This window comes from Enterococcus sp. AZ104, from assembly GCF_050546705.1.
Lineage (GTDB): Bacteria > Bacillota > Bacilli > Lactobacillales > Enterococcaceae > Enterococcus > Enterococcus faecalis.
Window position 1 is genome coordinate 1576555 of sequence record NZ_CP172952.1, and the last position, 20467, is coordinate 1597021.

Below are 20467 nucleotides of genomic sequence, written 5' to 3' on the forward strand. Positions count from 1 at the left end.
TTATTGCGCTTGTGTTAACATATCAATACAAAAATTTAAAGAAAGTAGACTACAATGAACCTAAATTTTACTTTTGGAGGTCCATAACATGTTTCCATCCTACCTAACGAATGAGCTAGAAATTTTATTTTACATAGTGAAGCGAGCTCATACGTCATTAAATGAAATTTCTTCCAATTTAAAAATTTCAAAAAGAACGGTCAAGGAAAATCTGATAAAAATAAATCAAGAATTCGAGGATACTTATCAAATCCAACATTTTATTGTCTCTAACAATAATGGCATTGTTTGTGTAAATCCAGCGTACCGAAAAAGCGCGGTCGAATACGCCTACACGTTAAAACTCAATCTTTTAAAAAACAATGTACAATTTAATTATTGCGTACAATTGGTCACACATTCTTCCATTGATAAAAACGAATTAATTAAAGTTTTATATATTTCTGAACATTATCTGGTAAAAATCACGAAACAACTGAATAACTTTTTTAAAATTTTTGATATAGTAATCGTTAGTATTAAGGGTATTTATCAATTAACTGGCAATGAATTATCGATTCGAGTGTTTTCTTTCATTTTCCTACAAGATTCCTTTCAAGAATTGGCTTGGCCTTTCTCTAAAATAAGTCTTGAAGAAATAAAAAAAAGTCTACCCGATGAACTTCTTGAACGATCCTATAAAAATGTCCGAATGAAGAAAAGAGCGTTTTATATTTTATATGCGATATTTAAAACTAGAACAAGTGCACAAAACTTCTTAAAGATGCCGCACTCTAAAAACCTGCATTCTTTTTTTATTCTGATCAATCAATACAGTCATGTGACTTTATTTTTTCTTGAACACTCTTTCGCTGACATTCAATGCGAAACAAGAAAAACTGAAATTTTATACTTTAATTTTTTATCTCGCATTTTTATCCCTTATATCTTTTCGGAAAAGCAAACGAAACAAATAGAAAAATTATTTATAGAATCTAACCATCCTTATTGTGTCTTATCAAAAAAATTATTTAAGCAAGTAGCCTACTTACTGACAAATCAGCATGATTATCAATACGTTTACTATCTTTCTATTTTTAATGCTTGGTACTTTTTAACGGAGGGCAATTATTATACTTTTTTAACACTTTATTTACCGCAGCCAGAAATTTGTACTCCGTCAGATGTGGCATACTTTAATCGAATAAAAGGAACGGTGGCAAAATTAGTTCACCAAGAAACGCATTTAGAGTTACTCAGTCAACTGCTTTACACATTGTCTGTGTCCGAAAAAAAAGTACAAGTGAGAATCTATTTACAAATTATCAAAGATTTTTATGCAAGTTATTTTATTAAAACACGGTTATCCTCCTTATATAATACAAACGCAATCTCTATTACCGAAGACTTCACAAATGCGGATATCATCATCACAGATTCTTTCGAAAAAGCTACTTCTAATCAAGATATTTTCTACTTAGATTCCATTGAAAATGAAGAAAGTTGGCATGAGCTTACAGAATTTATTCAACAAAAATATATGGCTAAACTTAATGTTGGCTTATAATTGTGAGTTTTCTTAAAAAGAGCAAATTTGAAAAAAAAATTTAGAGGTGTATACTAGCAGAGGAATAATTTTTTAGCTTCTAATAAATTTTTAAAGAAGGAATGTTTTGTGAAATTATCTATCAAAAAATTTTTTGAGGTTTTCTTAGAATCGTCTTGGGCGTATAGTCGCCCTATACTAACTTTTGATACAAGACAGAACTGGTTTGCCCTTGTTCTTAGTATCATTATTGCAAATGCTGTTGGTGCTGTTCTAACAATAGTCTTTCCTTTCGCTTTTGTTTTAGTAAATGTTGGTAGCTTTTTGGGCACTGTAATTTGTGTCTTACCACGACATAGCTCTCCACAAAGAAGTGCCATAGATGGTATTTTAATGATTTTTCTTGGTGCCAGTCTGGGGATACTTTTACAGTCGTCAAGTATATTCATTATTTTATTATTCGTCCTTGGTTTGTATTTTTCAGGGATTGTAAGAAACTTTAGTATTGGTCTGTATATTCGATGTCTCTTTGGGACCATTTCTTTACTAGCTGGTGCGCAATTAAAAGGCAATTTGTCTATTGGTCAAACTTTTGAAGGTCTGGGTGCAATAATTTTAGGTATGTCCATCCTTTGTTTGTTCTATTGTCTTTATTCTAAGCCGAAAAATAATGAAGCACGAAAATTAGTAGCCGATTTATATGAACAATTATATTTATTAGCACAAGGAAAACCTGCAAGCTATGTCCATTTCAGAATAAAAGTACGCGAATCTGTTGAAACAATGCCATGGGTCAATCATCAAAAAACACCATGGATTTATCCCTTGGTTTCACAAGCAGATGCAATTGCAGGTTCGTTAGATTCAACCAATGCAGCTGAAAATCTTCCTGCTTTAAAAGCAATTCAACTCTTTTTAAAAGGAGAACAATTAACCCTGCCTCTTCAAGAATTTGCTTCAGCAAACACCGAAATAAAATCAGCAATCCTTTTGATACAAAACAAACAATCCTCTAAAAAAATCTCATTTAAATCTTTCTTACCCACAAAAGAAGGACTTGCAGAAGCCAAAGAGATCCTTCATTCTTACAAAGGCAGCTCTGCTAGATTCGCAATTCGTTTAGCTTTAACAGGTTTAGTTTGTCATTTTTGTTCGCTTATACTTAATTACATGTACCCTTTGCCTTTAGCTAATCACGAATTCTGGGTAGTTATTTCTGGTTGTTTGATGGTTATGCCAGGGTATCATGGTACACTCGGTAAAATCACTTCAAGAACTATTGGTTCTATTTTAGGTGGTTGTTTAGGCATCTTTTTGTCTCAATTAATTGCTAACTTAACAAACCTAAATCCTTTATGGCCAATGCTATTGTCTTGTTTGCTAGTTATATTGTATGAAACCGTCCGTAAATTAAGTCAAGCATTTCTAATGCTAAGTGTGACCACTTGGTTAACTTTCACATTAGGTGGTAGTTCTGCAGGCTATACAAGAGTTTTTGATGTAATTATTGGTGCGCTGATTGCTTTTGTCATGTTTTTTATTTTCCCAACATGGCATAGTCAAGTATTACGTAAAAATATCAATAGTTGGTCAAAAACGATCAGCTCTATTTTGCTAGCGTTAATCAATGAAGAGACCACGTTACCAAGTGATGCTTGGGTACTAGCTTATCGAGTACAACGTAGAGTAAACTATTCTATTCAAGAAATTGTTCTTGAATCTCCTATTTATAGTAACGATGCCTCTGCTGAAAGCTTAATGCAACAAAAACAACTAAATGATCAACTGTTGGAAATGCAAACTGCTATGGAAGAGCTTCTTTTAGAACTTATGAAAACACAACACTACTTAAAAAAATTAACGCCAGTTAGGCCGGACACACTAAACATTGAGTTATTTAACTATTCACAGCAAATACTTTCACTCACGAATCCCAAAAATAATCGACTAATCAACCAGTCCAAACAATCCATTTATTTTCCTCAAATTGAACAATCACTGGTAATCTTAAAAAATTCTACAGCTAATTTCTTTTTAGCAAATATCAAATGATTAAATAGACAAAAAGCCTAGGAAAAATCCAAAGGGAATTTTTCCTAGGCTTAAAAGTTAATAAACTACTGGCAGAGTAATCAATGAAAACAACCGACCTAATCGAGCAGAAAACTTGGTTTTTGTAACGGAATACCCCTGTCCTGACTCCGTTACACCGACTCAATTTTATAAACTTATCTGTCTAACATTCACAAAAAACTTTTTTTTCAGTTTCTGTGAGGATATCATTCATTCGACCAGATTTAAATCCTTCTAAGTCAAAAGTTACATAATTAAATCCTTGTTTTTTAAGATAATCTGCAATTTTTTCTCTGTTTTCTAATAACAGAGAAAGTTTGTCTTCTGGAATTTCAATCCGTGCTAAATCATGATGTGCTCTGACACGGACAATTGGAAAACCTATTTCCCGTAAATATTTTTCACTAGCAAATACTTGATCAATAGCTGAGCGTGTTAACTTAATGCCATAAGGAATTCTTGAAGCAATGCTACATGAGGCAACTTTACTCCAATTGGAAATACCTGCGTCTTTAGCAAGTTGACGTATTTCAATTTTATATAATTTAGCTTGTTGTAGCGGACTGATGACCCCTTCTTGATCTCTTGCTCTTAATCCAGGACGAAAGTCAGTATTATCATCCATAATCATCCCATCGGCCAGAACATCAAATCCCTCTTTCTGAATAGCCGAACGAATAGTTTTATATAATAATTTTTTACTGTAGAACCAGCTATTAGGGTTATTTGCAACAATTCTATCATCCGCTAATTCGCTCATTTCAAGGCCTAACACATTTGCTCCCAATCCATTAGCTAAATCGACCGCTTTATCAAACTCATCATCAGAAAATAATTCTGAATTTACAACAACCGCAAGTACATTTTCAGCACCTAAAGTGTCCAAAGCTTTTTTTAGCAAGTAAGAGCTATCAATTCCACCTGAATATGCAACAGCCAACTTATCCATTTTTTGTAATTCGCGAACTAAATTTTGTTCTTTCGTTTTCATGACAGACATTTAAACCATCTCCTATTGATTTTCTTTTACATAATTAATTATAGACATCTCCACATTAGAAAAAATCACGATTCATAGTATCAATTATTGTCAATATTTGTACACTTAATACCGTTTTAAATGTTGTAACAAGTTAGCATTGGCTTCTATCTCTTCCTTTGAGTACCTTGTGACAGCCGAATCAAACAATAAAATGGAATCAGCTTCCTCGTAAATACTCAAATAGTCATGGGTGGAAAGGATAATTGTTTTACCAAGTTGATGCAGATTTTTTATTATCTTTTTAAATAATTTTTCCGATTCTTTTGTCAACCCAGCAAACGGCTCATCTAATAAATACACGTCTGGATTCATTACTAACAGACTAGCAAAAGCCACTTTTTTCTTTTCTCCTCCCGATAATTGATAAGGCACTTGATTGCTTAAATGGGTAATTTTTAATAAATTCAAACAATCATTAATTCTTTTTGCTGTTTCATGCTCGGATAGTTGGAGCTGTCTAGGGCCAAATGCCAATTCGTCATAAACTGTTGCATTAAATAATTGTGTGTCCGTCTCTTGAAATAATATACCCAAATGAGCATAATACTTCTTTTTATGAATAGGGTCTTTTTTCCAGGCCGTTAATGATTGTTCCATAAAATAAATCGTTCCCTCGGAAGGTTTTAAAAAACCTGCGAGCAAATTTAAAAAAGTGGATTTGCCACTGCCGTTATCTCCCATCAAAACCAGATATTCTCCTCTGGCTATTTCCAAATTACAAGGCGAAAAAACAGGCTTCGTTTGATAGCGATAAACCAAATGATTTACTCGATACATATTAGTTCCTCCCTAAATAAAGCAACCCCCCGAAAAATAAAAGATAGGCAATACTAACCAAAAAATCTTTCGTTTTTAATGGTTGCTTTACTCGATAATATTGACCAGTATATCCTCTTGCTTCCATCACCATGTCCAACTTTTTCCCATACGTAAAAGATTTTAAAGAAATAAGACTGATTAAATTACTACCCGTACTCAACTGGATATTCCCACCAACTGCTCTAGCTTCTACAGCGGCAAGCAGTTGGATTAAGAGATTTCCAAAGAAAAAGATATATTTAATCGTAATATCTAATTGTAAAAGTATTATATTCGGAAAATGAAAGATTTTTAATGCTGCTATAAATTGATTCATGTTGGTTGTTTCCATATATTGACTAATCGCTATGGCTAAAAAAAACAAATGAACAATAAATAATAAACTAAATTGACCTAAAAAAAAGATCGGTAAATAGATAATCAGCGGCATCAAAATGAGGATACTAGCTTTTTTGACAATGTTTCGTAGAATAGTTGGTTTTTCAACTAAAAGTAACATGCCTAGGTAGATGCCTACGAGCCACAAAACAAGAACTTTTTGTGTAGTGCTGATTAAAACAATTAGTAAAAAAGTACTGATCAGTTGAATTGCTGGGTGTATATCACTGAGAATAGTCTTATTGCGTTTCCCACTCACCTGAAATTTATTTAATAAAAAAAGGATTCCTTTTCGATTTTTAAGCATAAAGGTTTCTTTTTTATTAGGTTCAAAGGACGTGGAAGATTCTTTCATCCATTCAGGCATCAACTTTGCCTTCTTCCATTAAATAAACGAAAAATGAGTAAAAAAACGATTATGGCTGTTACGCCACTTAAAATATACCCAAGTGCTAATGGCAGTCCTGGAATAAAGTAATCACTCAAAAGTGCATGAAATGAAAAACCATTCACCATACCTTTTGGTTGTACTGCAGGTAAATGATTCTGTTTTAAATTCTTGACTAATTCAGATAAATCCCATTCACCCCAAGCGGTGGCATGATCAATCAAACCTAATGGACATAAAATTACCATAACCAATAACAGTCTCTTTAATCGCAACAACGGAGTCCTTTTCTTCTTTTCTTCGATAAAAATTGCATCTTTTGACACACTTTTTACAAAATTATAGACACACACGGTGAAGAGACCTTCAACAATCCCTATTACTAACAGATGGACACTCATCATTGCTGGTATAGTTATAGAAAGACCATATGGGTTATAAAGTGGCGTACCATTCGCTTCATGGAATAGTAAGGGTTGGATACCTAATAATACAGAAGTAGAAAATGCCGCCACATTTACACCAAGATACCCAGCTAAGAAAAGACCCATTGTTTCAAATTTTTTTACACGCGTAACTAGCTTATAAACTCCATATCCCACGAATGGCATCACAAACGCCATAGAAAAGGCGTTTGCACCAAAAGCTAATATACCACCATCACCAAATAAACAAGCCTGTAATAGTAAAGCCACCGAAACAGACAGCGTCGCGGCCCAAGGTCCCATCAATAATGCGATGAGAACAGCCCCAACAGCGTGCGCAGTTGTTCCACCAGGTACTGGCAAATTAAACATCATTATTAAAAATGACAAGGAGGAGGAAATCCCTAACATGGTCCCTGTATCTTTTTTTAATTTAATTTGAACGTCAACTTTTTTTACCGCGCGGTACCAGACAGGTACCATAATCGCGCCCATCACTGCGCAAGTTTGTGGGCTTAAATAATTTTCTGGAATATGCATGTTCGTCAGACTCCTATCTTATCGATCAATATAATCAGCTAAATAACTTTGATCGTAAATCACAATTTTTTGTTTTTTGATATCGATGACTTTTTCCTCTTTTAAATCATGGATAATTCGGTTTACGCTATTTCTCGTTGAAATCCCGCAAAACCCCGCAATATCCTCATTAGTTACTTGAAAATCAATTAATATTCCTTCCTCTGTCTGTACACCAAACAAATCAATTAATTGGTAAATAAAAGTACAAACAGCCCCTTTCTTACCATTCATTGTCATATTCTGTAAGGAACTAATACTCTCCGATAATTTTGCTCGGTAGTAATCCCGTACATAATCTTGAAGAACAGCATCTTCTCTAACATATTCCCAAAATACAGTCCTTGGTATCCGATAAAAGCTAGCCTCTTCCGACTCAATGCGGATATTAAAAGGAGCAGATGTATAATTTGATACTTCATCACGTAACAATGAAATAATGTCAGGAGACACAATATACGACAGATTAAATTCTCGTCCATCCTTTAAAATAATACTCGTCTTAACGACCCCTTTCTTTAATACATAGGTGTACGCTTCCTCCAATCCATGATAAGCGAGATAAGTATGGCGTTTTTTTTTGATAATCGGCGTCTTCTTTCTATCTAAGAAAGCTGTAAGATAATCTGACTCCATAATTGTCACTCCTTTGACTAAGTTTCTGTTTGATTCGTTAACTATTATAAACACTCTCACCAACCTTTTGTTAGCAAATGTTACCCACAATAAGGACTGTGTGATTTCTAAATTTCATTATACTTAGTCTCGTAAAATATTACTTAGGAGATGATTGCTATGGTAGAAATTAACCTACCTTATGACAAGAAAATGATTACTGCAAGAATTCCCGATAAAAATTTTATTGGGCTTCTCGAATCAAAAGCTGAACATTTTTCAAATCCATATACTGAGAAAGAAACAGTCGAAAAATCGCTGGACAATCCTATTGGAAGCCTTCCATTAGAAGAATTAGCTAAGGGTAAAAAAGACATTGTCCTCATTAGTTCCGATCACACACGTCCCGTTCCTTCACATATTATCACCCCAATTATTTTGCGTAGAATTCGTTCAGTGAACAAAACAGCTAGAATCCGGATTTTAGTTGCTACAGGCTTTCATCGCCCTTCTACACGAGAAGAACTGATTAGCAAATATGGTAAAGCGATTGTAGAGAATGAAGAAATCGTTATGCATATCTCTACTGATGATTCCTCAATGGTCAAAATCGGTCAACTACCTTCAGGGGGCGATTGTATCATTAATCGCATTGCAGCAGAAGCAGATTTACTGCTGGCCGAAGGGTTTATTGAATCACACTTTTTTGCAGGATTTTCTGGTGGACGTAAATCTGTTTTACCTGGAATTGCTTCTTATAAAACCATCATGGCTAACCATTCTGGAGAATTTATTGATTCCTCCAACTCACGGACAGGAAATTTAACGGATAATCCGATTCATAATGATATGGTCTACGCTGCCGCTAAAGCGAATCTAGCTTTTATTGTTAATGTCGTTTTAGATGGTGACAAAAAAATTATTGGTTCCTTCGCAGGTGATATGGTTGAAGCGCATAAAGTTGGTTGTAACTTTGTAAAAGAAATTGCCCGTGTCAAAAAAATACCTTGCGACATTGCGGTTTCAACGAATGGCGGATTTCCACTTGATCAAAACATTTATCAAGCAGTTAAAGGGATGACCGCTGCAGAAGCAACCAATAAAGACGGCGGTGTCATTATTATGGTCGCTGGGTGTCGTGATGGTCACGGTGGTGAAGGTTTTTATGAAAATATTGCCAATGTTAAAAATCCAAACGAATTTTTAGAAGCAGCCATCCATACACCACGATTAGAAACCGTGCCAGATCAATGGACTTCGCAAATTTTAGCGCGAATTTTAGTTCATCATCATATAATTTTTGTTTCAGATCTTGTTGATCCTGAGCTTATCACTTCGATGCATATGGAAATAGCAAAAACGTTTGATGAAGCGTTAGAGCGAGCATTTGAAAGAGAAGGTCTAAATGCAAAAGTGACTGTGATTCGAGATGGCTTGTCTGTCATTGTAGAATAATGATCCTTGAGAAATCAGGAATAAGGAGCGTTGTATTATGCAACCGAAAGAAATTTTAGGAGCTTTTAAAGAGGGAAAATTATCTTTAGAAGAAGCAACAAACAAATTAAATGGCTTTTGCGAATTAGACTTTGCAAAAATTGATACGCAGCGTAAAGAAAGAACTGGGTATCCAGAAGTCGTTTATGGGGAAGGGAAAACAATTGAGCAACTCATCAAAATTATCAATAGCTTAAGAAAAGAAAACAATACAATCCTAGTTACTCGCGTTTCACAACAAAAAGCCCAACCTCTAGAGTCGAACTTTCCTCATGGAACCTACTATGAACTTGCACGTTGTTTCGTTATCAACCAAATGGAGACTACAACAAAAAACTATATTGCGATAGTTACTGCTGGAACGTCAGACATGTCCGTTGCTGAAGAAGCAGCAATCACTGCAGAAACTTTCGGGAATCAAATAAAACGTATCTATGATGTAGGCGTTTCTGGCATTCATCGTTTGTTCGCTCACCTAGATGAGATTCAACAGGCTTCGGTGGTTATTGTGATTGCAGGCATGGAAGGCGCACTGGTGTCCGTGCTAGGCGGACTAGTTAGCGTGCCAGTGATTGCCGTCCCTACTAGCATAGGCTACGGCAGCAATTTTCAAGGGCTGACTGCTCTTTTAGGAATGCTAAATAGTTGTTCCTCTGGCGTTAGTGTAGTCAACATAGATAACGGGTTTGGTGCCGCTTATAATGCAAGTATGATTAATCAAATAAAGGAGTCTTCACTATGAAAAGCTTATTTTTAGAACCATTTTCTGGTCTTAGTGGTGATATGTTAAATGGATTGTTGCTTGACTTAGGCGGGGATTTAAACAAACTGTTAATCGAATTAAAAAAACTTCCCATCGATGGGTTCACCATTCAAGCCCAACGAATTGCTAAAAGTTGTATTTACGGAACAGATTTCGATGTTCTCCTACAACATGGAAAAAAAGATTACGGTATAAAACACAGTCTCTCTCCTCACCACAAAAATGAACATCATGAAACGAAAGAACATGCACATCATCATAGCCATTCTAGAAATTTAAAAGATATTTATACATTAATTGAAAAAAGCGACTTGTCCAATTTTGTAAAAAAACATAGTAAAAATGTTTTCTATGACATTGCAAAAGCTGAAGCTGCTGTTCATCAACAAACAATTGACACTATTCATTTTCATGAAGTCGGAGCAATTGATTCAATTGTTGACATCGTTGGCTTTTTTATCCTATGGGAACAGTTAGAGATTGAACAAGTCTATTCAACGCCAATTACAGATGGAAGTGGCACTATCACAATTGCCCATGGAGTCATGCCAATACCAGTTCCCGCGGTGATGGAATTACGTAAAGAAACGAATTTAATCATTCAACAAGACTTTGAGATAAAAACTGAACTTGTCACACCGACTGGCTTAGCTATTTTTAAAGAACTTAGCCCTCTATTTGTCGCACCAGAACAACGATTAATTGAAAAAATAGGTTACGGATTTGGCAAATGGGAAACAGGCAAGTTCAATGCCCTCAGAGGATCAATCTTTACTGAAACACATAGTAAAAAAAAGAGGACAGAACACCATGACCAAGTCTTAAAAATTGAAACAAATATAGACAATCAAACACCTGAACAGTTAGGTTACGTAATGGATCTATTATTGGAACATGGTGCTCTAGATGTTTTTTTCACGCCCATTCATATGAAAAAAAACCGAAGCGCCATTCTATTAACGGTTTTAACAACAACAGAGGAAAAAGAATATTTTACAGAACTACTCTTTAAACATACTTCTACAATTGGTATGCGTTTTCAAACAATGGAACGTAGTGTGATGGACCGTTCTTTCAAAATCTTGGAAACACCTTTTGGTAAGGTCCATATTAAAAAAAATCATTATCATGGCCTATTGAAAGAGTCTATTGAATACCAAGATTGTGAACGAATTGCTAAACAATATAATTTTACAATTGAGGAAGTCTATCGCCTCGTCCAAACATTAAATAATAAAACTATTGATTAAAGGAGCTTTAGCTTATGTTTCATCATATCTTATCAGAATTTATGGGAACTGCATTAATGATCGTATTTGGGGTAGGTGTTCACTGCGACGATGTCCTAAAACGAACAAAATACGCTGGTTCTGGTCACATGTTTGCAATCACTACTTGGGCTTTTGGAATCTCTGTTGTTCTGTTCGTCTTTGGCGGAGTCTGTATTAATCCAGCAATGGCCCTCGCTCAAGCTATTTTAGGAATGATTCCATGGTCTTACTTCATTCCCTATGTCATCGCTGAAATGTTAGGCGGCATTTGTGGCGCCGTCATTGTTTATATTATGTATGCTGATCATTTCAAGCTATCCGCCGATAGTGTCGATCCGATCGCCATTCGTAATATTTTTTCTACAAATCCGAACCAACGAAATTTACCAAGAAACTATTTTGTTGAAACTTTTGCAACATTCATTTTTTTAACATCTATTTTAGCGATTGCACATTCCTACGAAACACAACTACCCATTGCTGTTGGCTTGCTTGTTTGGGCAATCGGCATGGGGCTAGGTGGTACTACAGGATTCGCAATGAATCAAGCACGTGATTTAGGTCCTCGTATCGCCTATCAACTTTTACCAATCAAAAATAAAACCAATAATGATTGGCAATATGGGTTGATTGTTCCCGGAACTGCACCGTTTTTAGGAGCCATTTTTGCGACACTTTTCGTAAAATTTTTCCTAAAATTCTAATAAACCAACTAAATTTCTAAAACAAAAAAATATATAAAATAGAAGCTAGTCTCTAAATTTCTTCTATTTTATATATTTTTATTTTAATCACAAGATTTTTTCTGTGTCTTAGAGAGTAAGAATTTAATTTATTAGCTTTTTCGTTATCGGTTTTATGCAAAAGTCAGTTTGCTCTAACAGCTAGAGTCCTTTTTGGTGATTGTTCAGTAAGTTAATCCTGGATTGAAAACACCTAATAAAACGCCAACGAGAGAAATAACAACTAAAATAAGCATCGTCCAAATAGCGGAAACATGTTTTTTGGACATTAACCACCAACAAAATAAGGTAACAAGTATCGTTAATAATCCTGGATAAATACTGTCAATTTTATCTTGCAGTTTAAGGAAAACTTTTCCGTCAGCACCTATTAATTTAAAAGAAGTAGTCACATTTACCCAAGATGCAAGGACCCCACCGACAACCATACTACCAATAACTCCGATAGCAACTCTAACGGCGGCTCCTTCTTTCCCAACTAAGAAACTTACTGCTTTATCGCCAAAATGATAGCCTCTAAAATACAAAAAGCGTTGGCCAAAATAGGAAATTAACGTCCAAACAATAATATAAAATATGGCACCAATTGGCGAACCGCCCGTGGACATTCCTAAGGAAATTCCTAACAAGATAGGAATCAAGGTACCATCAACTAATGAATCGCCAATCCCTGCAATTGGCCCCATTAATCCTGCCCTCATATCATTAATGGTTTCTCCATCAATTTCATTCTTACTTGCTCTAGCCTCTTCCATACTAGCAGTCACACCAACAATGACCGTTCCAAGCATTGGATTTGTGTTAAAAAAAGCTGTATATGCTTGAATGGCTTTCACTTGGTCTTCATGTTTTGGATAAAGTTTTTTGATAATAGGAAGCATTGAAGAAAGATAGCCGAACGTTTGCATATGCTGTTGTGAAAAACAAGTTAACGCTCCCCAAAACCATAAATGAAAAGAATGCTTTAACGTTTTTTGGTCTAATTTATTTGCTTTCAACTCTTCCATCTCATATGTCCTCCTCTTCATCATCATTCGTCAGACTTCCTGTTGAATCAACCAGTTTAGTATTGTTTTTAATCAAAGCAATTTTATAAAAAATTACAGCAAAAAGAAGCGCAATAATCGTTATTGAGACTAAATTGAGTTTTAATGAAGCAGCTAATGTGAACCCTACAAAAAAAGGTACAAAATCAATGTTCTTATTAACAATTTGACGTAACAAAATTGCAATTCCCACACACGGAAGCATGCCACCTACAGTAAAAAGCGTTTTCATTGCAAGACCATCCATAGGTAATGCATCTCTCATTGCTGTAACAGCCGTAGCCCCAAAATAGGTTAAAATCACGGTTGGCAAAAAGGAAAAAAGGAGATGAGAAATCCACGGCCAACCAAAATTAATGGCATATAAATGATCAAGCTTGCCTTTTTTTATATCTTTCCAACCAAACGATTGCCAAACTAAATTTAACGCGGCAACAGAATAAAATAATACCGTTCCGATCGTTCCAACTAATGTGCCGACCGATTTAGCCAGGTCGGCTGCAGAGCCGCCAAGTGGATCTAACCCTTTGGTCGAAATCGCTACCATCGCCAAAGGAATCCCGATATATGAAATTGCCCGCACATCAGCAGACACTGTGCCTCCAGGTGTGACCAAAGCAATGTAAACTAATTGCATTGCTACGCCACAAGCGATTCCTAATTTTAAATCTCCTAAAATAATGCCACAAACTAATCCGCCGACTAAAGGACGCCCAATCGTATAATTTCCCACCGCTTGTCCAGCCATACAAGAATTTGAACACAGACAAGCAAATAGGCCTAAAATAGCCGCTTGTATCCAGTTGATTGTCATAATACTACTCTCCTCTTTTCAAAACTTCTAGAATCAGTAACCAAATTTAGCTTTAAAATGCGCCCAAGAACCAATTCGTTGATCAGGTAACAAGGCAAAATCCACTTTGTAACCAGCCTTTTCAATTTCTTCAAAAGCCGCTGCTTCTTCTGCTGTAAAGGATTGGTTATCCCCTAATTTAATTGTCCCTTCGCGGTCATTTCCCGGTCCAACATTAATCATTTTTACTTCACTTGGAACAAAATGCCAATCCACCAAAATTTTTTTCATATCCAAAGGGCTCTTTGTAATCAAAAAGTATTTTGACTTAGACGCTAATACTTTATCCTTTACATCAAAAAAATGCGCCATTGTCCAAATAAAGGTTTTTTTATCTTGTGCAGCTGCTTTATAAGCTTCCTTTAAAATAGGGTTACTTGCTGCTTTGTCATTCACAGCTATAATGCCATCACAAGGCATTTCTTTAGTCCAACGTAAAGTAATTAAGCCATGAATCATTCGATCATCGATTCGAACAAAAGAAATTGACATGTTCATCTTCTCCTTTAGATATCCTCTTCAGTTATATCGTTTTCAGTTACATCGTCTTCAGTTACAGTTAACTCTCTAATGCCATGACAAGCATCTGCTACTATCATTTTTTTCAAATCAGATAATTCACTAGTTTCTTTCAATAGAAGCGCATTTAAAGCCATTGGAAAATTTACTCCTCCAACAATCAGAGAATTTTCTAGCATTTTTTGCTTATCTAATACTTTACAAATAGTAGCAAGTGGACTCCCGCCTACAATATCAGCCAAAACGATTAGCCTCGTTTCCTGCGGTAATTTTTCAACTTCACAAAGAAACCGCTTACCAAAATTATCGGTAGATTCACCAGGTTGTAAGCCAAACACTCTGACTGTCTCTATCTCATCGCCAGCAAACATCCCTAATGAATTTTTTAACCCTCTAGCAAAATCGCCATGACTGACCAGAACTAAATAAGTCATTTTCTCTCTCCTTTCTTAACATTTCCACTTCAAAATTTTTTAAATCACCTCTTTTTAAGAGTCCATAATACAGCTTTTATAAAATGAGAATACTTGCTTCGTTCGCCTCACACTCCTTTGATAGCATGAATGTTTAACAACAGTACCTTTCTAAAATTAAAGTCATTCACTAAAAAAGTTCTAATGAATTTGGCTGTTGTAGCTTGATGACAAGGAACAATGACTGTCTTTATCCATAAAAACATTTAGTTGATTACGCTTAAAAAAATAAATAATATAGCAATTCCCAAAAAAGTTGCTTTTGAATAGTCCCTTTTCTAAATTTATTGATTCATTTTTTCAACTATTAGGTTAGCAAAGTCCCAACACACATTCCACCCACAATAGGTGTACATAGTTGTACATTATTCGGAGTTAATCAACTCATTTAAGCTATGGTAAAATAACTATATATCACTCCAATTTTCTAATTATATAGGTCATTCCAGGTCATGCTCTTTTGGATACAACAAAATGAACTTATATCGAATCTATGGTTTTATGCTCTTAATAAATTAAAAAGTAAAGTAGGGATATTTATATGTCAGCAAAAGAAAAAACGATGAAATATGGATTGGTAGGCCTCTTTTTGGGGATATTGTTATTAGCTCATCTAGATTTATTAGCTGAAAATCTTAGTTATCTTCTCTTAGGATTATTACTTTTACTTGTTGCATATCTAATCTTGGTAAAAAAATTTTATTTTTTCTCAAACTTGATTCCTAAAAATACTACTGATATAAATTTAGGTAAAAAATATAGTACGGCTTCTGGCATCGGCAGTTTAGTTATCGGGATTATTTTAATAATTCTGGGACTATTTTTATAGAAAAATAATTACTAAAATAAAACAAGCAGCGAAACCATAAAAAGTACACGAGTTCTTTTCTCGTGTACTTTTTATGGTTACCTGTATAGCCTTCAATTTGTTCCTTTGTTACTACTTTTTCTTAATAATGCTCTTTACAGTGCTACGTTAAAACAGCAATAAAAATTAATGAAGGGGAATTTAACTCAAATACCAATGATTATTATTTAAGACCGCTTTCTCAAATAACCCTCATTGATTACGTACTAATCGTGATAGACTCCTCGTTGCCATTTATCTAAAAATTCATCGAAAAAGTGCGCATCTTGTTGTTCTGGATGTTGTTTTTCAACTTGATTAATTTTTTCAATTAGTTGTTCGTTGTCTTCTGTTGGATGATAGTGTGCTTCAATAAAGGCCGCAGCGATATCACAGATCAAGAATTCTCCTGTTATTTTCCCACCGAAACCAATAACATTTGCGTTCAATTCCTCTTTCGCATACAACGCTGTAGTCATATCGCGAACTAAAGCAGAACGGATACCCGGCACTTTGTTAACCGCATTGTTAATTCCAACGCCTGTTCCGCAAATACATATACCCAAATCAGCCTGATTGCTCATTACGGCTTCTCCCACTTTTTTTCCGAAAATAGGATAGTGAGTTCGAGTAAAATCATACGTGCCTACATCTAAAATTTCATATCCCTTTGCTTTCAAAAAATCAGAAACTGCTATTTTGGTATCCGTCACAATATGATCACAACCAATGGCAATTTTCATAAAAACACTTCCTTTCTATTATTTGTTAAGCCATTTTATTTAACATATCTACACGTATTTGATGACGCCCGCCTGCATAATGACCTGTTAAGAATTCTTTTATTATGTTTTTGGCTAGTTCCGTTCCAACAATTTTTGCGCCCACCGTGATCATCCGAGCATTGTTGTGTTCTCGCGCCATATATGCAGAACGCTCATCTGACAATTCAGCGACAATCATTCCTTTAATTTTAGCAGCAGTCATAAAACTACCTGCCCCATAACCATCAAAAACGATTCCTAAACTTTCAGTATCCTTTAAAACTTCATGAGCAACAGCAAGCGTTGCTTCTATAAAGTCTTCCGAAGCACTTTCACTTTTATCGATTACCTCAACTTTTTCTTGCAATAAGTATTGTTTCATTTCTGCTTTTAATTTTATTCCATCTAAATCTGAACCAAGTATGACACGCATTTTGTTTTCCTCCTTACCTCGTGTATCTACTATTAAAATTCTGTCCCTTTCTTTAAACTCAAATCCCCTTCTCGAAAACATAATAAAACAATATCGAACTTTATTCAACATATATTTTCTTTTTTTGTTTATTATTGTTTAATATTGTGTTGACATCTTTTTGAAAGCGTTTTATATTATACTTGTAAATAAATAATAATATATTAAAGAAACGAGGGGTTCTATGGTTATTAAAACATCGATTTTTTCATTAGATACTACCTATATTTCAAACAAAAAAACACAAGAAGAAGTTTTTGAAGAAGTTTATTTAGACTTGTTAAAAAAGAAATTAGTTACACCTGATTTTCTAACTAATTTATTGGAACGAGAACACAACTATCCGACTGGTTTAAGTTTAACACCGATTGATCCTGCACTACCGAATATCGCCATTCCGCATACCGAAAGTACCTTTGTACGGACGACAAGAATTATCCCGATTAAATTGAAACAATCCTTATCATTTCATAACATGATTATCCCAGATGAAACGCTCTCTGTTTCCTTTCTTTTCATGATTTTAAATGAAAACGGTATTGAACAAACGGGTCTTTTAGCGACTATCATGGATTTTATTAACACGACAGACCGTTCATCACTATTGGCTTTTTTTCAATGTGAAGATAAAGAAGAAGTTTATCGTTTTTTACAAAAAAATTTTAAAGGAGAGATTTAACATGATTAAAATTTTAGCTGCATGTGGGGCTGGGGTAAACTCTAGCCATCAAATCAAATCTGCATTAGAAACAGAATTATCAAAAAGAGGCTACCAAGTTTCTTGCGATGCCGTAATGATTAAAGATATCAATCAAGAGATGCTATCCCATTATGATATTTTCGCCCAAATCGCCAAAACAGATTTGGGTTTCCCAATCACGATTCCTGTAGTTGATGCAGGCGCAATTCTTTATCGAATTCCAGCAATGGCTGAACCTGTTTATCAACAAATGGAAAGTATCATTCACTCTTTAAACAAATGATTTCCTTTTCAGACTAATTACTTACGCTTCACTGTCAACAATAACAAAACTAAGATAAAAATTTTGTTATCTTAGCTTATGAAGGAGAAAATAAATGAATACGATTATTGACCTAGCAAATACAATTTTTAAACCTTTAATTGATTTAGGTGCTGCTCCTTTAATGACTATTGTTTTAACACTGATTGCCCTTTGTTTTAAGGTAAAACCCACTCGCGCATTAGAAGGTGGTCTTAAACTAGGGATTGCTTTAACTGGTATCAGTGCTATTATAGGAATTTTAACTACTGCTTTCTCAGATGCAATGGCCTCTTTCGTAGAACGTACAGGAATTTCTTTAAATATTACTGATGTTGGTTGGGCACCTTTAGCCACCATCACTTGGGGATCTCCTTACACGCTTTACTTTCTTTTAATTATGGTGATTGTCAATGTCATTATGTTAATTCTAAATAAAACAAACACATTAGATGTGGATATTTTCGACATTTGGCATCTATCGATTGTTGGTTTATTTGCTATTTTTTGTGGCGCAAACTTAATAATTGCAACAATCTTAGTTATTTTCATAGGTGTTTTAAAAATTATCAATTCTGACTTAATGAAACCAACGTTTAACGATTTACTTAACGCCCCAGATACCAATCCTATGACTACCACGCATATGAACTATATGATGAACCCAATCATTATGGTTTTTGATAAAATTTTTGATAAGCTTTTCCCTTGGTTAGATCAATACGATTTTGACGCTGCCAAATTGAATAGTAAAATTGGCTTTTGGGGATCAAAATTTGCCATCGGGATTTACTTAGGGATTTTTGTGGGTCTTTTAGCTGGCCAAACACCCACGCAAATTTTTTCTCTATCCTTTACGGCTGCAGTCTGTTTGGAACTATTCTCTTTAATTGGAACTTGGTTTATCGCTGCAGTTGAGCCTTTATCACAAGGTATCACTGATTTTGCTTCGAATAAATTAAAAGGGCGTACACTTAATATTGGTTTAGATTGGCCTTTCTTAGCTGGTCGTGCTGAAATCTGGGCAGCAGCTAACGTATTGGCTCCAATTATGCTATTAGAAGCCATTGTCCTACCTGGCAACAAACTTTTACCACTTGGCGGAATTATTGCAATGGGTGTAACCCCTGCTCTACTAGTAGTAACAAGAGGTAAACTCATCCGAATGATTATCATTGGAGCAATCGAATTACCTTTGTTCTTATGGTCTGGTACCCTAATTGCACCGTTCGTTACCGAAACCGCAAAAAAAGTTGGTGCTTTCCCAGCGGGTCTAAATAATAATACTTTAATTTCACATACTACCATGGAAGGGCCAATGGAAAAATTCTTAGGATACTTAGTCGGCAATGCATCACAAGGTCAACTCGAATTTATTTTATACGCATGTCTGGCGCTTGTCGCCTATCTACTGATTTTCATTTGGTATGCAAAACAAATGAAGAAGCGAAATATTATTTATGCTCAAAAAGCTCAATAAGGGAAACTAAAAAGAAGAGGTGCATCTGCACCTCTTCTTTTTAGTAGATCACCCTGACAACTTTTTCCAATACTTTAGATGTGTCAAATTTATCTTTATTTGTAACTACCGCTGTCACTTCTTCTAATTGATAAAAAGAATAAAAATCCTGTTTCTCTACTTTAGAAGTATCCATTAATAAATATTTTTCTATTGAGTTATCTAATGCAATTGCTTGTGTTTGTCCTTCTTCAATAGTCGCTGTCATAATTTTATTATCTTTTAACGCATTACAACTAAAAAATGCTTTATGAAAATGCATTTCTTCTAATGCTTTATTAGCGATTTCACCAAAAAAAGATTTAGTTAAAAGTCGCATTTCTCCACCAACCAAATAAATGGTCAACGCATTCTTTTTTTTACTTAACGTTTCAAACACAGGCAAACAGTTTGTTACTACTCTTAAATGTTTAAATTCCATTGCCTCGGCCAAAAGTTCAATAGTTGTTCCTGGTCCTAGGAAGATAGTTTCTTCTTCGTGAATTAAACTTAATGCTTTTTGGACAATTTCTTTTTTTTCAACACTATTAATAATTTGTTTATCATCATGAGACAGTTCATGTGGACGATATGTATTTAAACTGCTAGCTCCTCCATGTACTCGTTTTAAACGCCCCGCTGCTTCTAATTCTGTCAAATCTCTACGAACAGTCATATCCGAAACATTTAATCGTTCCATAATTTCAGTAACTTTGATTGCCCCTTTTTGATCTACTAGAGAGACTATCGCATTTAATCTTTCTTCTTTTAGCATTTTCATCGCTCCATTGTTAGTATATCTTTTATTCTACGATAAAATACTTACTATGAATACTAAAACATTTCTCCATTTATTTTAACATGAACGACGATTCGTAA

Annotated in this window: 22 protein-coding genes; 10 read left to right on the top strand and 12 right to left on the bottom strand. The window is 34.8% G+C overall.

All coding sequences use genetic code 11. The features are described from left to right. Window positions 1-88: 88 nt before the first annotated feature. Both IGJ37_RS07610 and IGJ37_RS07615 read left to right on the top strand, forming a co-directional pair. On the top strand, window positions 89-1546 hold the full coding sequence (locus IGJ37_RS07610; RefSeq protein WP_002394536.1) for a helix-turn-helix domain-containing protein: 1458 nt from the start codon (window positions 89-91) through the stop codon (window positions 1544-1546). A gap of 108 nt (window positions 1547-1654) precedes the next feature. Further along, window positions 1655-3577: an FUSC family protein gene (locus IGJ37_RS07615; protein WP_033917907.1), complete on the top strand. Its 1923-nt coding sequence runs from the start codon at window positions 1655-1657 to the stop codon at window positions 3575-3577. Window positions 3578-3761: 184 nt separating this feature from the next. On the opposite strand, the gene larE is transcribed toward IGJ37_RS07615, so the two are convergent. From larE to IGJ37_RS07640, 5 genes are all read right to left on the bottom strand, one after another. After that, window positions 3762-4598, bottom strand: coding sequence for an ATP-dependent sacrificial sulfur transferase LarE (gene larE, locus IGJ37_RS07620; RefSeq protein ID WP_002374609.1), 837 nt, complete (start codon window positions 4596-4598; stop codon window positions 3762-3764). A 105-nt stretch (window positions 4599-4703) separates the two neighbouring features. After that, entirely contained in the window at window positions 4704-5417 is a 714-nt protein-coding gene (locus IGJ37_RS07625; RefSeq protein WP_002357209.1) for an ABC transporter ATP-binding protein, read from the bottom strand. A 1-nt stretch (window position 5418) separates the two neighbouring features. Continuing rightward, window positions 5419-6204 carry an energy-coupling factor transporter transmembrane component T family protein gene (locus tag IGJ37_RS07630; RefSeq protein WP_016626596.1) on the bottom strand — a complete coding sequence of 262 codons (786 nt, stop codon included), beginning with the start codon at window positions 6202-6204 and terminating at the stop codon, window positions 5419-5421. Then, window positions 6204-7190, bottom strand: coding sequence for a cobalt transporter CbiM (gene cbiM / locus IGJ37_RS07635; RefSeq protein ID WP_325814849.1), 987 nt, complete (start codon window positions 7188-7190; stop codon window positions 6204-6206). Before cbiM ends, IGJ37_RS07630 begins: the two co-directional genes overlap by 1 nt. Before the next feature lie 18 nt (window positions 7191-7208). Further along, window positions 7209-7865, bottom strand: a complete 657-nt coding sequence (locus IGJ37_RS07640) for a Crp/Fnr family transcriptional regulator (RefSeq protein ID WP_002361998.1) — start codon at window positions 7863-7865, stop codon at window positions 7209-7211. Window positions 7866-8024: 159 nt separating this feature from the next. Here IGJ37_RS07640 and larA point away from each other — a divergent pair, with 159 nt between their 5' ends. From larA to larD, 4 genes are read left to right on the top strand one after another with little or no spacing between them, the layout of a single operon-like run. Further along, entirely contained in the window at window positions 8025-9299 is a 1275-nt protein-coding gene (gene larA / locus IGJ37_RS07645) for a nickel-dependent lactate racemase (RefSeq protein ID WP_002361999.1), read from the top strand. A gap of 37 nt (window positions 9300-9336) precedes the next feature. After that, window positions 9337-10080, top strand: a complete 744-nt coding sequence (larB, locus tag IGJ37_RS07650) for a nickel pincer cofactor biosynthesis protein LarB (protein ID WP_002379543.1) — start codon at window positions 9337-9339, stop codon at window positions 10078-10080. Beyond that, a complete protein-coding gene (gene larC, locus IGJ37_RS07655) occupies window positions 10077-11351 on the top strand; it encodes a nickel pincer cofactor biosynthesis protein LarC (RefSeq protein ID WP_430598891.1) in 1275 nt (424 codons plus the stop codon). The genes larB and larC overlap by 4 nt, the downstream gene beginning before the upstream one ends. 14 nt (window positions 11352-11365) lie before the next feature. Beyond that, window positions 11366-12076 carry a D/L-lactic acid transporter LarD gene (larD, locus tag IGJ37_RS07660; RefSeq protein ID WP_002357197.1) on the top strand — a complete coding sequence of 237 codons (711 nt, stop codon included), beginning with the start codon at window positions 11366-11368 and terminating at the stop codon, window positions 12074-12076. A gap of 203 nt (window positions 12077-12279) precedes the next feature. Here the strand turns inward: larD and IGJ37_RS07665 are convergent, their stop codons facing one another. The 4 genes from IGJ37_RS07665 to IGJ37_RS07680 are packed head-to-tail and all read right to left on the bottom strand — an operon-like array spanning window position 12280 to window position 14967. Then, window positions 12280-13149 carry a PTS system mannose/fructose/sorbose family transporter subunit IID gene (locus IGJ37_RS07665; protein WP_025190088.1) on the bottom strand — a complete coding sequence of 290 codons (870 nt, stop codon included), beginning with the start codon at window positions 13147-13149 and terminating at the stop codon, window positions 12280-12282. Then, window positions 13124-13975, bottom strand: a complete 852-nt coding sequence (locus IGJ37_RS07670) for a PTS mannose/fructose/sorbose/N-acetylgalactosamine transporter subunit IIC (RefSeq protein ID WP_002357194.1) — start codon at window positions 13973-13975, stop codon at window positions 13124-13126. The genes IGJ37_RS07665 and IGJ37_RS07670 overlap by 26 nt, the downstream gene beginning before the upstream one ends. Before the next feature lie 33 nt (window positions 13976-14008). Next, entirely contained in the window at window positions 14009-14506 is a 498-nt protein-coding gene (locus tag IGJ37_RS07675) for a PTS system mannose/fructose/N-acetylgalactosamine-transporter subunit IIB (RefSeq protein ID WP_002357192.1), read from the bottom strand. A gap of 14 nt (window positions 14507-14520) precedes the next feature. Further along, on the bottom strand, window positions 14521-14967 hold the full coding sequence (locus IGJ37_RS07680) for a PTS sugar transporter subunit IIA (protein WP_024041531.1): 447 nt from the start codon (window positions 14965-14967) through the stop codon (window positions 14521-14523). 580 nt (window positions 14968-15547) lie between these two features. Between IGJ37_RS07680 and IGJ37_RS07685 the strand changes: the two genes are divergently transcribed. Continuing rightward, window positions 15548-15835 (top strand): hypothetical protein, encoded by a 288-nt coding sequence (locus IGJ37_RS07685; protein WP_104675115.1) that lies wholly within the window; start codon window positions 15548-15550, stop codon window positions 15833-15835. Between the two features lie 245 nt (window positions 15836-16080). Here the strand turns inward: IGJ37_RS07685 and lacB are convergent, their stop codons facing one another. Continuing rightward, entirely contained in the window at window positions 16081-16596 is a 516-nt protein-coding gene (lacB, locus tag IGJ37_RS07690; RefSeq protein ID WP_002374591.1) for a galactose-6-phosphate isomerase subunit LacB, read from the bottom strand. A gap of 25 nt (window positions 16597-16621) precedes the next feature. Continuing rightward, on the bottom strand, window positions 16622-17050 hold the full coding sequence (gene lacA, locus IGJ37_RS07695; RefSeq protein WP_002357188.1) for a galactose-6-phosphate isomerase subunit LacA: 429 nt from the start codon (window positions 17048-17050) through the stop codon (window positions 16622-16624). Window positions 17051-17273: 223 nt separating this feature from the next. Here lacA and IGJ37_RS07700 point away from each other — a divergent pair, with 223 nt between their 5' ends. From IGJ37_RS07700 to IGJ37_RS07710, 3 genes are all read left to right on the top strand, one after another. Further along, complete coding sequence (locus IGJ37_RS07700; RefSeq protein WP_002357187.1) at window positions 17274-17768, top strand: PTS sugar transporter subunit IIA; 495 nt, start codon at window positions 17274-17276, stop codon at window positions 17766-17768. 1 nt (window position 17769) lies between these two features. Beyond that, window positions 17770-18072 (top strand): PTS fructose transporter subunit IIB, encoded by a 303-nt coding sequence (locus IGJ37_RS07705; RefSeq protein ID WP_002357185.1) that lies wholly within the window; start codon window positions 17770-17772, stop codon window positions 18070-18072. Window positions 18073-18166: 94 nt separating this feature from the next. After that, a complete protein-coding gene (locus tag IGJ37_RS07710; RefSeq protein ID WP_325814852.1) occupies window positions 18167-19570 on the top strand; it encodes a PTS galactitol transporter subunit IIC in 1404 nt (467 codons plus the stop codon). Between the two features lie 40 nt (window positions 19571-19610). Here the strand turns inward: IGJ37_RS07710 and IGJ37_RS07715 are convergent, their stop codons facing one another. Continuing rightward, a complete protein-coding gene (locus IGJ37_RS07715; RefSeq protein WP_002362011.1) occupies window positions 19611-20363 on the bottom strand; it encodes a DeoR/GlpR family DNA-binding transcription regulator in 753 nt (250 codons plus the stop codon). Window positions 20364-20467 lie beyond the last annotated feature (104 nt).